Origin of the sequence: Actinosynnema sp. NPDC023794, from assembly GCF_040639675.1 — a bacterium.
Classification (GTDB): Bacteria; Actinomycetota; Actinomycetes; order Mycobacteriales; family Pseudonocardiaceae; genus Actinosynnema; species Actinosynnema luteola.
Genome location: NZ_JBFAFR010000001.1, coordinates 295494 through 308962, shown reverse-complemented (window position 1 = coordinate 308962; position 13469 = coordinate 295494). Strand labels below are relative to the sequence as shown.

Annotated in this window: 11 protein-coding genes; 4 read left to right on the top strand and 7 right to left on the bottom strand. The window is 73.6% G+C overall.

Features of this window, described 5'->3' with window-relative positions:
• Positions 1 to 61: 61 nt before the first annotated feature.
• Complete coding sequence (locus AB0H12_RS01375) at positions 62 to 898, bottom strand: alpha/beta hydrolase (protein WP_499619957.1); 837 nt, start codon at positions 896 to 898, stop codon at positions 62 to 64.
• Complete coding sequence (locus AB0H12_RS01370; protein ID WP_499619955.1) at positions 895 to 1779, bottom strand: DMT family transporter; 885 nt, start codon at positions 1777 to 1779, stop codon at positions 895 to 897. Before AB0H12_RS01370 ends, AB0H12_RS01375 begins: the two co-directional genes overlap by 4 nt.
• A gap of 70 nt (positions 1780 to 1849) precedes the next feature.
• On the opposite strand from AB0H12_RS01370, the gene AB0H12_RS01365 reads away from it, so the two are divergent.
• The 3 genes from AB0H12_RS01365 to AB0H12_RS01355 all read left to right on the top strand — a co-directional run bounded on the left by AB0H12_RS01365 (position 1850) and on the right by AB0H12_RS01355 (position 3811).
• Positions 1850 to 2713, top strand: coding sequence for a LysR family transcriptional regulator (locus AB0H12_RS01365; protein ID WP_499619954.1), 864 nt, complete (start codon positions 1850 to 1852; stop codon positions 2711 to 2713).
• 189 nt (positions 2714 to 2902) lie between these two features.
• Positions 2903 to 3268 carry a hypothetical protein gene (locus AB0H12_RS01360; RefSeq protein WP_499619953.1) on the top strand — a complete coding sequence of 122 codons (366 nt, stop codon included), beginning with the start codon at positions 2903 to 2905 and terminating at the stop codon, positions 3266 to 3268.
• Between the two features lie 132 nt (positions 3269 to 3400).
• Positions 3401 to 3811: an SSI family serine proteinase inhibitor gene (locus AB0H12_RS01355; protein ID WP_499619952.1), complete on the top strand. Its 411-nt coding sequence runs from the start codon at positions 3401 to 3403 to the stop codon at positions 3809 to 3811.
• A 76-nt stretch (positions 3812 to 3887) separates the two neighbouring features.
• On the opposite strand, the gene AB0H12_RS01350 is transcribed toward AB0H12_RS01355, so the two are convergent.
• The 5 genes from AB0H12_RS01350 to AB0H12_RS01330 form a co-directional block, all read right to left on the bottom strand.
• Complete coding sequence (locus AB0H12_RS01350) at positions 3888 to 7100, bottom strand: S8 family peptidase (RefSeq protein WP_499619951.1); 3213 nt, start codon at positions 7098 to 7100, stop codon at positions 3888 to 3890.
• A 189-nt stretch (positions 7101 to 7289) separates the two neighbouring features.
• On the bottom strand, positions 7290 to 7958 hold the full coding sequence (locus AB0H12_RS01345; RefSeq protein ID WP_499619949.1) for a hypothetical protein: 669 nt from the start codon (positions 7956 to 7958) through the stop codon (positions 7290 to 7292).
• A gap of 58 nt (positions 7959 to 8016) precedes the next feature.
• Positions 8017 to 10032: a xanthine dehydrogenase family protein molybdopterin-binding subunit gene (locus AB0H12_RS01340; protein ID WP_499619948.1), complete on the bottom strand. Its 2016-nt coding sequence runs from the start codon at positions 10030 to 10032 to the stop codon at positions 8017 to 8019.
• On the bottom strand, positions 10029 to 10499 hold the full coding sequence (locus AB0H12_RS01335; RefSeq protein ID WP_499619947.1) for a (2Fe-2S)-binding protein: 471 nt from the start codon (positions 10497 to 10499) through the stop codon (positions 10029 to 10031). The genes AB0H12_RS01340 and AB0H12_RS01335 overlap by 4 nt, the downstream gene beginning before the upstream one ends.
• A 131-nt stretch (positions 10500 to 10630) precedes the next feature.
• Positions 10631 to 11866 (bottom strand): epoxide hydrolase family protein, encoded by a 1236-nt coding sequence (locus tag AB0H12_RS01330; RefSeq protein WP_499619946.1) that lies wholly within the window; start codon positions 11864 to 11866, stop codon positions 10631 to 10633.
• A 190-nt stretch (positions 11867 to 12056) separates the two neighbouring features.
• Between AB0H12_RS01330 and AB0H12_RS01325 the strand changes: the two genes are divergently transcribed.
• Positions 12057 to 13451 (top strand): BNR repeat-containing protein, encoded by a 1395-nt coding sequence (locus AB0H12_RS01325; protein WP_499619944.1) that lies wholly within the window; start codon positions 12057 to 12059, stop codon positions 13449 to 13451.
• The last annotated feature ends 18 nt before the right edge of the window (positions 13452 to 13469 follow it).

Here is a 13469-nt window from a genome sequence, read left to right as displayed (position 1 = left end):
CAAGAAGTGAGCAGGGTCACGCAATAATTCGACAAACCGGGATTCTGGTGGCGGACCGGGACTACGCGAGTCCGGTGAGCAGCTCGGCCGCCTGCCTCGGGCGGACCAGGAAGCCCATGTGGCTGGTGTCGAGGGTGCGCACGTCGAACGGGTTGTCCGGGAGCAGCGCGTCGGCCTCGCGGATGAACCGGTCCTGCAGCCCGACCGGGACCGAGCGGTCGCCGGTCAGTCGGACGTAGGTGTGCGGCAGGCGTGCCCAGGCCTCCGGGTCGACGCGGTCGCTGCCGCCGTCGAGGCTTTCGTCGGGCTCCAGGGTGTTCAGCGCGGCCAGGAACTCCGCGTCGGTGCCGTCGGCCAGCATCGCGACCTTCAGCTTGGCCAGCAGCTCCGGGTCGGCGGTGCGCCAGTTCATCCGGAGCGCGCCGAGCTCGGCCGGGTTGCCCGCGAGCAGGCCGGGGAGGTCGTTGAGCGCGCTCGACGCCCACTCCGGCCCTTCCATGTACCCGCCGGCGGTCACGTCGACGCAGCACCACGCGGACACGTACACGACCCGGTGCAGCAGCTCGGGCACGGAGTTCGCCACCCCGGTCACGGTCATCCCGCCCCGGCTGTGCCCGACGAGGACCACCGGGCCGTGCTCGCCCGCCCGGCGCACCACGTCGATCACGTGGGCGACGTTGTCGGCGTGGCTCGCGCCCTTGAGCGCGGACGGGGCGGTGGCCAGCGACGCCAGGTCCTGAGGTGCTTGGTACGACGCGGGGAACGGGGCGTCGAAGCCGTGCCCGGGCAGGTCGACGGCGAGCGCGCGGCGGCCGAGCAGGGTGAGTTCGCGGAGCAGGGGAGACCAGTGGAACGAGTTGCTGTTGGAGCCGTGCACGAAGACGTAGATCGCGTTCATGCAGTGATCCTCACATTCGGCCGGGATCGGGCCAGCAGCACACCACCGATCACGACCACCCCGCCGACCAGCGTGCTCCACCCCACGGGCTCGCCGAGCAGCACCGCGCCGATCGCCGTCGACCACAGCGGCGCGACGTAGGTGACGGTCGACGCCACCGCCGGCCCGGCCGCCCGGATCACGTCCAGGTTCAGCACGTACGCCAGTCCCGTCCCCGCCGCGCCGAGCACGACCAGCGCCACCGCGGCCGACATGCCCGGCCACGACGGCAAGCCGCCCGACGCGGGCGCGACCAACGCCAGTTGCAGCGCCGCGCACGTGATCTGCACCGCCGACAACGCGCTCGCGCTGTGGTCGCCACCGGAGAAGAACCGGCGGGTGTAGGCGAAACCCGCGCCGTAGCACGCGGTCGCGCCCAGGCAGGCGAGGCTGCCTTCGAGGACGTCGTCCGCCAACCCGCGCCACGCGCCCAGCACCACGAGCACGCCCGTGAAGCCGACCAGCAGCCCGGCGACCCGGGCCACCGTCATCCGCTCGCTCGGCACGATGAGCAGCACGAACACCAGCGTGGTCAACGGCGTGGTGGCGTTGAAGACACCGGCCAGCACCGAGCTGACCTGCGTCTCGCCGTGCGCCAGCAGCGTGAACGGCACCGCGTTGAGCAGCAGCGCGACCACCGCCGCGTGACCCCACGTGCGCCGGTCCAGCGGCACGGCCGCGCCCTGCGCCAGGCAGACCGCCCACAACGTGAGCGCGCCGAACAGGCAGCGGAACAACGCCACCCACACCGGCGGCACGCCCGCGTCCACCGCGACCTTGATCAACGCGAAGCTGCCGCCCCAGATCACCGACAACAGCGCGAACTTCCCGGACGTCTGCACTGGGCGAGGATCTCCGCACCTGCGATGATGAGTCCAACAAGTGACACCTGCCCACCCATGAGAGTTGTTCATGGCCCTGAACCTCGCGCAGCTCCGCGCGTTCCTCGCCGTTGTGGACGAGGGCGGCTTCGGCACGGCCGCCGACGCGTTGGGCCTCACGCAGTCCGCCGTGTCGCACGCCGTGGCCGCGCTGGAACGAACCCTCGGCCACCCGGTGCTGGTCCGGCGCGGCAGGCCCCGGCCGACGGCGTTCGGCGCGGAGGTCGTGGCGCACGCCCGGGCCGCGGTGGCCGCGTCGGTGGCGATCACGGACCTGGCCGCGCGGCACGGTGGGGCGGCCCGCGGCACGATCAGGCTGGCCGCGCCGCCGACCGTGTGCCAGGGGCTGCTGCCGGAGCTGATGTCCCGGTGGGAGGCGGAGTTCCCGCACGTGCGGGTGCGGGTGTTCGAGGGCGAGGACGACGAGGTCGCCGAGTGGCTGGCCAACGGCACGGTGGAGATGGCCGTGGTGGTCGACCCGCCGCCCGGTCGCGGCGTGCTGGTGGGCGAGGACGCGTTCCACGCCCTGGTGCGCGCCGACCACCCGTTGGCCGGTGTGGGCGAGGTGCACGTGGCGGACCTGGCCGACGACCCGTTCCTGCTCTCGTGCGGCGGGTGCGAGCGGCACGTGCGGCAGGTGCACGCGGGCCTGCCGTTCGACCCGCTGCACCGGGTGCGCGAGCTGGGCACGTTGCTGGCCATGGTGCGGGCGGGGGTCGGCATCTCGATCGTGCCCGGCCTGGTGGCGTCGATGCCGGCGCCGGGGCTGGTGCTGGTGCCGTTGCGGCCGAGGGTGGTGCGCCGGCTGGTGGCGTGCGGCCCGCCGGGGCGCGAGTGGCACCCGGCCGTCACCGCGCTGGTGGCGTCCCTGCGCGGCGGCGGCGATCACGGGTGACCTCGCGTTCCGGGTGATCGGTGACTGCCGGACCGGGCGACCGCACCGCGGTCCTCGACCGCGCGTGACGCGAGTCAGATCCGCTCCGGGCCGGCAACTCCCGGGCCATGACGAGGCGCTGCGCGGCAACGGCGTGCCGCCCGCCGCCCTGGTGAACTCCGCGCAGTCCGAAGTGGACAACGAGGCCCCGTGGGCGGTCGTCGGGCGCGGTACCTGTTGGTCTCGCCCGAGCAACCGGCCAAGCCCGACGTGCCGGACCGGTTGGGCGAGCCCGCGTTGGTCGTGGTCGACGAGGCGCACCGCGTGTCCGCGTGGGGCCACGACTTCCGGCCCGACTGCCTGGGGCTCGGCTCGGCGGTGGAGCGGGTCGGCCGGCCGCCCGTGCTCGCGCTCACCGCCACGGCGGGCACGACCGTGCGCGAGGATGTGATCACCGACCTGGGTCTGCGTGACCCGGGAGATCGGCCGGGCGGGACGGACGGCGAGCCTTCGGCGACTTGCGGCGTGAGCGCCGGGACGACGACGAGTGCACGATCAGCGTCATGCCCTCGGTGACGCCGGCCGTGCCGGGGCGCTGCGGCCTGCCGAAGCTTGTCCACAGTGGACAGATGGTTTACTGGTGCGGACACCGCCGCCGCCCGACCGGGTTCCCTTTTGATCAACGCAGATCAGTTGGAGGAGACCGACGTGTCCGTCATCAGCCCGATCCGCGGGGCGCTGTCCCTGCTGTCCGTCGTGGCCGCGCTCGCCGCGGTGCTCGCACCCGCCGCGACCGCGGCCCCGACCGCCGACCCGACCACCGACCTCACCATCTCCGTGTACGGCCGGTTGACGCCGGTCGTCCGCGAGTTCCGCCTCACGTGCGACCCGGACGGCGGCACGCACCCGCAGCCCAAGGCGGCGTGCGAGGCGATCCGGAAGTCACCGGGCACGATCAAGCCGCCACCGCCGACGGCGCACTGCTACGACCGCGTCTTCGGGCCGGAGCACGCCAAGGTGAGCGGTCGGCTGTTCGGGGTCGAGGTGGCCGCCGAGTTCAACCGCCGCAACTCCTGCGAGGAGGACCGCTGGCAGGCGTGGCTCCCGGTCTGGGGCTGACACCCGCCGATCGCGGTGCCCGTCCCGCCGACGCCCCGGGCCGGTGGTCGACCGGCCCGGGGCGCCACCGTGCGCGCTACTCGCGCGTGATCTTGTAAGCGCGGATCACGGTGTGCTCGAACGTGTTGCCGTCGCTGTCGGCGCCGGACGCCTTGAGCGAGACGTAGCCGGCCGCGGCGGGATGCCGCACGAGGGCTGCCCCGCCCGCCACCGGCGCCCGGCGCCAGGTCTTGCCGTCGTCGAACGACACGTCGACCCGGACCTGGCCCACCTCGCCGTTGTCCGCGCCGTCCTGCTGCTCCACGACCAGCGGCACGCTCAGCAGCCGTCCGGCGGGCGTGCCGCCGGCGGCGTCGAGCTCCGGGTTGAACCGCACCACCGACATCGGCAGCCGGCGGCCGTGCCCGTCGGGCAGGGTCGCCATCCGGAACGTCCACGCGCCGCTGACCCGCGTGGTCAGCTCGTGCGCGGTCGGATCGCGGACGATGTCGTGCTCCACCCGGTAGCGGCCCTCGCCCTCCGGCACGGTGAACTCGCCCCACTGGTCGCGGATCTGGCCGACCAGCCGCCCGTCCCGGTACACCGAGGTGCGCGCCGACTCGTGGCTGCCGCGGCCGAGGTTGCCGTCGCGGTCGTTGATCAGCGGGATCTGCGCCGTGACGCGGTCCTCGTGCACGCCGAGGTAGGTGGCCGAGTAGCCGGACAACCCGGGCCCGAGCACCGGGCGCCCGAACCGCTCCGCGTGCTCCTCGCCCAGTCGGTAGGTGCGGTTGAACGAGGAGTAGTCGGCCTCGGTCCGGTACTGGGGCGACAACCGCTGGAAGCCCCAGCTCCAGGTGAGCCGGTCGGGCGTGACCAGGTCGACCACCGCGCCGCCCACGGGCACGGGCAGTCCCACCGACCAGCCGCCCGAGCCGTCCGGCGGGCTGGCGTTGCCGCTGTGCAGGTACTGGCGGTCGGCCGGGCCGGGCGCGAACGTGGTCCGCACCTCGGCCAGCTCGGCCCTGGTCGGCGCGCGGGTGTACCCGGTGGGCACCGCGCCCTGCTCCATCCAGCGGAACCGGTAGTGCGTCGGCGTGCCGTCGACCGGCGGGCTCTGGAACTGCGCGCCGATCGAGACGGTCAGCTCCTGGTCGGTCAGGGTCGGGCCCACGTGACCGAGCGCCATGTCCCCGAAGCCGCCGAGGAACGCCGTGTTGAGCACGACGCGCCTGCCGTTGAGCACCCGGGACACGTTGATGTCGCCGATCATCGGGGCCGCGGCGGGGTCGGGAGCGGTGACCTGCACCGGTTTCGCGACGCGGGCGTCGAAGGTGTAGCGGGTGTGGTCGGCGTCGACGGTCAGGGTCGGCCGGGCGAGCACCCAGGTCTTGGGCCACGAGCGGATGACCGCTCGCGCCATGTACTCGCCCTTGGGCACGCGTGCGCGAGCAGTGCCGTCGGGGCCGTACAAGTTCTCGTAGACGTCGTTGTCCATGCCGACGAGCGCGGTCGAGTTGTCCAGGGCCGGGTTGCCGTCGGCGTCGATGTTCTCGATCGCGATGTCGTAGCTCTCGACCTCGCGGGCGAGGCTGACCGGGACGCGGGTCGGTCCGCCGACCAGCGCGCCGGAGTAGACGCCGTCGAGCGTGCCGACCCTGGTGTCCGCCGTGACCGCGACGGCGGCCGTGCCGCCGGCGGGCACGGTGACCTTCGCCGGGGTCGCGGTGAGCAGGCCGGCGGGCGCGGCGGCGCCGTTCGGGCCGCGGAGCTCGGCGGTGAGGTCGAACGTGACGGGCTCGGGACCGCTGTTGCGGTAGGTGACGGTCTTGGTGACCGGGGTGTCGTCGTGGTGGGGCCACAGCTGCTCTTCGAACGTGACGCTCACCGGCGTGGCGCCGACGTGCGCCGTGATCGCGCGCGGCAGGTCCACCCGGCCGGTGCCCTGGTCGAACACGGACAGCCCCGGGTTCGGCTTGGCGGAGGCCATGAGGACGGCCTTGAGCTGCGCTCCGGTCCAGTCGGGGTGCCGCTGGGCGAGCAGGGCGGCGGCGCCCGCGACGTGCGGCGTGGCCATCGAGGTGCCGGACAGGGCCGCGTGCCGCCTGCCGACGGGGGTGCCGAGGGTGCCCTCGGCGGCCCTGGCGGCCACGATGTTGAGGCCGGGCGCGGTGATGTCGGGCTTCACCGCGCCGTCGCCGTTGCGCGGGCCGCGGCTGGAGAAGTGGGCGAGGTCGTCGTCGTGCCGGACCGCGCCGACGGTGAGCGCGGCGTCGGCGCTGCCCGGCGAGTCGATCGACTTGGACCGCCCGCCGTTGCCCGCCGCGACGACGAACAGGGTGCCGGTCTTCTCGGTCAGCTGGTTGATCGCGTCCTCGAGGGGGTCGACGCCGGGTGAGTCGTAGCCGCCGAGGCTGAGGTTGACGATGTCCGCGCCCTCGTCGACGGCCCACTGCACGCCGGCCAGGATCGCGGACTCGGGGCAGCCGTTGTCACCGCAGACCTTGCCGTCGAGGATGCGGGCGTCGGGCGCGACACCCCGGTAGGTCCTGCCGCCGCCGGCGATGGTCGCGGCGACGTGCGTGCCGTGCCCGGTGACGTCGGTGGCGTCGGGGTCGGCGGTGAAGTTGCGCTCGGCGACCTCCTTGCCCCTGAGGTCGGGGTGGTCGCCGTCGACGCCGCCATCGAGCACCGCGACCCGGACGCCCTTGCCGGTCAGGCCGGCCTGCCACGCGGTCGGCGCGCCGATCTGGGCGGTCGAGCGGTCGAGGGACGGGCGCAGCACGCCGTCGAGCCACACCCTGGTCACGCCGGGGTCGGCGAGCAGGTCGCGGAACACGGCGCCGGCGTCCGCCTTGGGCGCGAGGGCTGCGATGGCGCCGGGCAGCGCGCGGGCGGAGCGCAGGCCGGTGGTCGGCGTGCCGGTGACGATGAGCGGCACGTGGTCGCTGCCGGCGTCGTCGTAGCCGGCTTCGACCAGGCCCGTCACGTCGAACAACCGCGGGTCGAGCTTGCCCGAGGCGATGCCCTTGAGCGCGTCCTCGGGGACGACGTTCAGCCGACCGTCCCGATAGGTCGAGTGGAAGGTGACGTCGTCGCGACCCGGACCGGGCCGCAGCGACCCGACCGCGTCACCGGTCACCACGACCCGGTCACCGGTGACGAGGGTGACGGTCCGCGGCTGGACGCCCGCCGCGGGGGTGGCCGGCGCGGTCTCCGCACCGGCCACCCCCGTGACCGGCGCGGCGACGAGCCCCAACGCCAGGACGGCGGCTCCCAGGGCTTTACCGCGCTTTCGTGGTCTGAACACACATACCTCCCGGATTCGGCGCGCGCGAGGATCGCGCGGTCCGGGGGCGTCGCAGACCCGCGGTGGCGGTGGAACCGGAAGGTGACGAAGCCCCCGACGCCTCGACGCTAGCCACCCGTCACGGTGCGGTCAGCGTCTTTTGGAAGGGTGTTCGGCCACCCGAATGCACTACCGGCGGCTCGTGCGCGGTCACCAGGAGAGGTCGCCGGCCTCCACCCGCGCGGTGAACGCGTCGGCGTCCGGGGCCACCGGCAGGGCACCCGACAGCGACACGGGAGCCGGGTCGAGGGTCAGGTCGAACGCGAGCCGCCCCCGTGCGCCGTCGTCGCCGATGACCGCCGGGCCCGCGTGCTCGGTGGCCTCCAGCGTCTCCCTTGGCGTGTAGAGGGCGACGAACTGGTCGCCCCGCCACCCGCTGCGGAACCACGACTCGCCCTGGAGGTAGCGCCGCCACGCGGCCGGCAGCGGACGTCCCAGCGCGGCCTCGGCGTGGTCGAACTCCTCGTCCGCCACCGGCCCCCGGTACTCGGCCTCGCACACGATCTCGCCGACGACGTTGGCGTTGAACTCCTCCAAGTCCTCGGCGGGCACCCAGTGCTCCAGCACGTCACGCCCACCGGCCTGCCGCACGGGGTACCGGGCGAGGAAGTCGCGCCGCACGCTGAACCGCGTGACGAAACCGACGCCCTCGGCGGGCACGTTCCACTCCCGCGCGATCTTGGTGGCGTACCAGCGGTTCACCACTGGGTAGAAGATCGGCTGGTCGGGCAGCCGCGGCGGCCACGCCCGCCACCGCGACGCGGCGACGAGGTCCAGCTCGGCACGTCCGGTCGGGCGCCACAGGTCCACCATGTCCATGGCGGAGAGGGTAGGGTGCTCTCCCCGTCGCACCACCGGGTTTTCGGCCCGCCCCGGTTCAGCCCACGTCCACGTTCACCGGCATGCCGGTGACGGGCCGTCCGGTGGCGGACGCGATCGCCGCCGCCGCGGGCGGGTAGGCCAGTTCGCCCAAGCCGCCGATGGGCGCGTCCGACCGCACGAGCACCACGTCGACGTCCGGCGCCTGGTCGATGCGCGCCCACGCGTAGTCCCGGAACGACGACTGCACGACCCGCCCGTCCCGCACGGTGATCTGCGCGCCCGACACCGTGGACAACGCGTCCATCACGCCGCCCTCGACCTGCGCGCGCACCCCGGACGGGTGCAGCACCGGGCCCACGTCGACGGCCGCCGTGACGCGCCGGACCCGGCCGTCGGAGGCGTCGGCGATCACCGCGATCACCGAGCCGTAGTCGTCGTGGCACGCCACACCGCGGGTGGAGCCCGGCCGGACGGTCCCCGCCCGGGCCGCCGCCGCGTCCAGCGCCCGCCGCAGTCGCGAGTCGGCGGGCAGCAGCCGTCGCCGCAGGTCGACCTGGTCGAGCCCGGCGCGGTGGCCGAGTTCGCTCAGGAAGTTCTCCTCGGCGTACTGGAAGTGCCCGGCGTAGACCGCGCGCCAGAACCCGGTGCGCAGCGGCGCGTCCCGCAGGACCACGTCCACCCGGCCGGGCACCGCGTACGGGAAGTGGTCGCCGCTCGCCTTGACGATGGCGGGGTTGTCGAAGAAGGGCAGGACGGTCAACGGCCAGGTCGCGATGCCGTGCGCCCGCCACGTCGGCACGCCCGACGCGTCGAGGACGGCGGACAGCCGGTGCACCGACATAGGCCGGTACGAGTCGTGCCGCATGTCGTCGTCACGGGTCCACAGCACGCTCACCGGCGCGCCCGCCACCCGTGAGCAGGCGACGGCCTCCAGCACCGGGTCGGGGTCGATGCGCCGGCCGAACGCGCCGCCGGTCAACGTCGGCTCGACCCGCACGGCCGCCGGGTCGAGCCCCAGCTGACCGGCCAGGGACTGCCGCAACGAGCCCGGGTCCTGCGTCGGCGTCCACACGGTGAGGCCGGTGGCGGTGAGGTGCGCGGTGGCGTTCATCGGCTCCATCGGCGCGTGCGCCAGCAGCGGCAGCTTGTAAGTGGCCTCGAACGCCACCGGGCCCGGCGCGGTCGGCACGGCGGGCAGCGCGGCCTCGAGATCCGCGAGCCACTGCCTGCTGTCCGCGGTCGGCGTGCCGCCGCGCCACGTCACGCGCAACGCCTCGCGCCCGCGCAGCGCCTCCGGCACCGACCGGGCGATCACCGCCACCCCGCCCTGGCCGGACGTCGCCGGGTCCAGCGTCGTCACCGCGACCACACCCGGCACCGCTCTCGCCGCGCTGTCGTCCACCGCGTCGACCAGCGCTCCGATCCACTGCGGACGGAGCACGACGGCGACCAGCGCGCCCGGCGGCCGGGTGTCGATGCCGTACCTCGCCCTGCCGGTCACGATCGCCTTCGCGTCCACTCCGCCGGCCCGGGTGCGGCCGAGCAGCCGCCACCGCTCCGGCGGGGTCGTCGTCACCGGCACGGTCGCCGGGTCCAACGCCGCCGCGTCCCGCACCAGGCTCCCGTACCGCAGCACGCGCCGCCCGTGGTGGACCGCGCCGTCCCGGGCGGCGCACTCCTCGACCGGCACGCCCCACCGCCGCGCGGCAGCCGCGACCAGCAGGCAACGGGCGGTCGCGGCGGCACGGCGCATCGGCTCGTGGAGCTGCCGGGTGGAGAACGAGTTGCCGACGCCCTGGTAGCCGAACCGGGCCGTGTCGCCGTGCGCCTGCTCCAGCCGGACATCGTCCAGGCCGACCGCCAGCTCCTCGGCGACCAGCAGCGCGACCATGGTCCGCACCCCCTGCCCGGAGTCGGGCTTGGGCGCGGTCGCGGTGATCCGGCCGCGTTCGTCCAACCGGACGAAGACGTTGGGCGCGAACTCCTCGGCGGCCTCGGCCGGACCGGGCAGCGCGACGGGCACGGAGACGACCAGCACGCCACCCAGGAACGTGCGCCGGCTGATCTTCATCGCTCGTCCCGCTTCAGCTGGGCCGCACGTCGAACGGCTGCCCGCACCCGCGTGTAGGTGCCGCAGCGGCACACGTTGTCGCGCAGGGCGGCGTCGATCTCGGCGTCGTCCGGGTCGGGGTTGGCGGCCAGCAGCGCGACCGTCGACATGATCTGGCCGGCCTGGCAGTAGCCGCACTGCGGGACGTTCAGCTCCAGCCACGCCCGCTGCACCGGGTGGTCGCCGTCCTCCGCCAGGCCCTCGATGGTGGTCACGCGCTTGCCCTGCGCCTCGCTGACGGGCGTGACGCAGGGCCGTGCCGCCTGACCGTCCACAAGGGACGTGCAAGCGCCGCACGCCCCGACCCCGCAGCCGTACTTGGGTCCGAGCACGCCCAGCTGTTCCCGCAACGCCCACAACAGCGGTGTCTCCGCGGGAACGTCCACTTCCCGCCGCTCGCCGTTGACGTGCAACCGGTATCGCCCCACCGCGGCCCCCTCCACGTTCGGCCTGACCTCATCGTGGTGGCGCGCGGACCAGCCGGCAATCATTCGATCAGCCGCTGAACGATGGCCCGGGTACGGCTGACAGGCGGTTGCGCCTGCTCCGACCGGGTCGGTCAGGGCCTGCGGCCGCGGAAGGTGCGGCGCAGGTCGCCCACCCAGGCGTCGGGGTTCTCCCAGGGGATGAAGTGGCCGCCGCGGTCGTGCGCGTTGACGTTGACGTGGTTGAAGTACCCGCTCAGCGGGCCGGTCAGGAAGGCCCGGACGCGCTCGTCGGCGGTGTGGATGCCGGGCGGGTTCTCGTAGGTGACGAAGGTGAGGCCGACCGGGGCCCGCACGACCGGGGCGCGGTCGTGGGCGGGGGCCCAGGGGTGGCGGTTGGCGTTGGCGTAGTAGCGCATCGACGTGGCGATGGAGTTGTTCGCCCAGTAGATCGTGGCGTGGGTGAGCAGGTCGTCCTTGGTGAAGACGGACTCGACGTCGCCGCCGTTGTCGCTCCAGGCGCGCCAGCGCTCCAGCAGCCAGGCGAGCAGTCCGGCGGGCGAGTCGCTCAGGCCGTGGGCCAGGGTGGCGCCGTCGAGCATGTGCACCGTGAGGTGGGACGCGAAGCGGTGGTCCAGCTCGACGGTGCGGGCGCGGACGTCGGCGGGCTGGTCGTCGGTGAGGGGCCGGTTGCGGGCGAAGTCCCAGGCGCGGGGGCCGGCGAAGAAGTCGAGCGGCAGCCCCGAGCCGATGTGGATGCCGTACAGCTCGTCGGCGTACTTGTGGCCGAGCTGGCTGGTCACGACGCCGCCGATGTCGCAGCCCCCGGCGGCGTACTTCCGGTAGCCGAGGGTCTCGGTCATCAGGGTGTGCCAGAGGTCGGCGACCTTCCAGAAGTTGACGTCCGGGAAGCCGGTGAGCGGACCGGGGAAGCCGAAGCCGGGCAGGGACGGCACGATGACGTCGAACGCGTCGGCGGGGTCGCCTCCGAACGCGGCCGGGTCGGCGAGCGGGTCGACCACCTTCGACCAGTGCCAGAACGTCCACGGCCAGCCGTGGGTGAGGATCAACGGGATCGGGCGGGGGCCGCGGCCGGGCTTGCGCATGAAGTGCACCGGGACACCGGCGACGCTCACCTGGTAGTGCTCGTAGGCGTTGATGGCGGCCTCGGCCCGGCGCCAGTCGTAGCCGTCCCTCCAGTAGGCGACCAGCTCGCGGAGGTAGCTGTCCGGCACGCCGTAGGACCAGTCCTCGTTGCCCTCGTCCACCGGGGGCCGGGTCGACGTGAGACGGGCGCGCAGGTCGTCGAGGACCTCGTCGGGCACGTGGATCGGCGTGGGCTCCAGGGGGAAGGCGTGCGCGGTCGTCACGGCGTGGTCCCTTCCGGGTGGGTCGGCGGTGTCTCCAGCTTGGAACGTTTCCACATCCGCCCGGGGCGGCGGCGCCCGGGGATCGCCGGTGGGAGGAGTGCCGCCCCACACTCTATGAAACGTTTCACTTCTGTGCGACAGTCGTAGTCCGCCCGCCACCGTCCCCGACAACCGATCCCCGAGGTCTTCAATGAGGAAGGCACCACTCGCGGCGGCCATCGTGCTGGCCGCGTCCCTGGTCCAACCCGGCGTCGCGCAGGCCGCGCCGGGCGTCACCCTGCTGTCCGACACGCTGCTCGACCAGTCGGCGCTGTACTTCGTCTCGTACGACGGCCTGGTCAACAACAACGCGTTCCAGGACGCCCTGGTCACCTACAACGGCCACCAGTACGCGGCCTGGTACACCTCCACCCGCAACGCCGTGATCGCGCGGCGCGCGTTGGGCGGCGCTTGGGAGAAGGCGGTGCTGCCGCACCGGCTGAGCGCCAACGACTCGCACAACGTGATCTCGTTGGGCATCTCGCCCCAGGACGGCACGCTGCACGTCGCGATGGACACCCACGACACGCGGCTGTACTACTCGAAGTCGGTCGCCGGGCTCGCGTCGCAGCCCGGTTCGCACCCCTGGTCGCCGTCGGTGTTCGGCGCCGTGCAGCGGACCCTGGGCGGCGTGGAGCTCGGCAACATGACGTACCCGCAGTTCGTCGTCACGCCCGAGGGCGCGTTGCAGTTCAGCTTCCGCACCGGCCGGTCGGGCAACGGCGTGAACGAGTTGGCCGAGTACACCGGCGGCGCGTGGCGGCGGCTGGGCGGGTGGTCTTCGGCCACCGGCAACTACAAGGGGCCGAACGGCGTCGTGTCCACCACCCGCAACATGTACCTGCACGGCCTGACCTACGACCGGCGCGGTCGGCTGCACGCGGCGTTCACGTGGCGCGAGGGCAACTCGGGCGTGCTGTGCAGCCCGGGCGGCCTGACCAACCACGACACCGGTTACGTCTACAGCGACGACCGCGGCCGGACCTGGCGCAACGGGGCGGGCGCGGTCGTCGGCACGACGGGCGGCACGCGGGTGTCGGTGACCTCGCCGGGCCTCGTCGCGGACCCCTTGGACCCGAACCACGGCCTGATGAACCAGGAGGGCCAGGGCGCGGACTCCGCGGGCACGCCCCACGTGGTGATCAGCTACGTGCCGGGCCGGTTCACGCAGTGCGTCTCGAACTACTCGCAGCAGCGCACCCAGTACGGCCGGACGTTCCACGTCGTGCGCAACGCGAACGGCACGTGGACCAAGCGCGAGGTGCCCGTGCCGCCGGGCAGCACCCAGCGGACCAAGCTCGTCTTCGACCGCGCCGACAACGCCTACCTGGTGATGCCGCGCGGCCGGATCGTGTCGGCGAGCAAGGCCAGCGGGTGGACCGACTGGGCCCTGGTCTTCGACCGGCCGTCGATGAACGCGTTCGGCGAGGTCAACGTCGACACGTCCAGGCTGGCCGCGGACGGCGTGCTGTCGGTCCAGTACCAGCAACGCTCCAGCGGCACCACGCCGTCGCCGATCCGGGTGGCCGACTTCCGCCTCGGCTGAGGCCGGGTCGACACCCCG

Excerpts from the sequence above, each read along its gene's own strand:
- AB0H12_RS01375 (WP_499619957.1), bottom strand. The coding sequence starts at position 898 with ATGAACGCGATCTACGTCTTCGTGCACGGCTCCAACAGCAACTCGTTC.
- AB0H12_RS01365 (WP_499619954.1), top strand. The coding sequence starts at position 1,850 with ATGGCCCTGAACCTCGCGCAGCTCCGCGCGTTCCTCGCCGTTGTGGAC.
- AB0H12_RS01345 (WP_499619949.1), bottom strand. The coding sequence starts at position 7,958 with ATGGACATGGTGGACCTGTGGCGCCCGACCGGACGTGCCGAGCTGGAC.
- AB0H12_RS01340 (WP_499619948.1), bottom strand. The coding sequence starts at position 10,032 with ATGAAGATCAGCCGGCGCACGTTCCTGGGTGGCGTGCTGGTCGTCTCC.
- AB0H12_RS01325 (WP_499619944.1), top strand. The coding sequence starts at position 12,057 with ATGAGGAAGGCACCACTCGCGGCGGCCATCGTGCTGGCCGCGTCCCTG.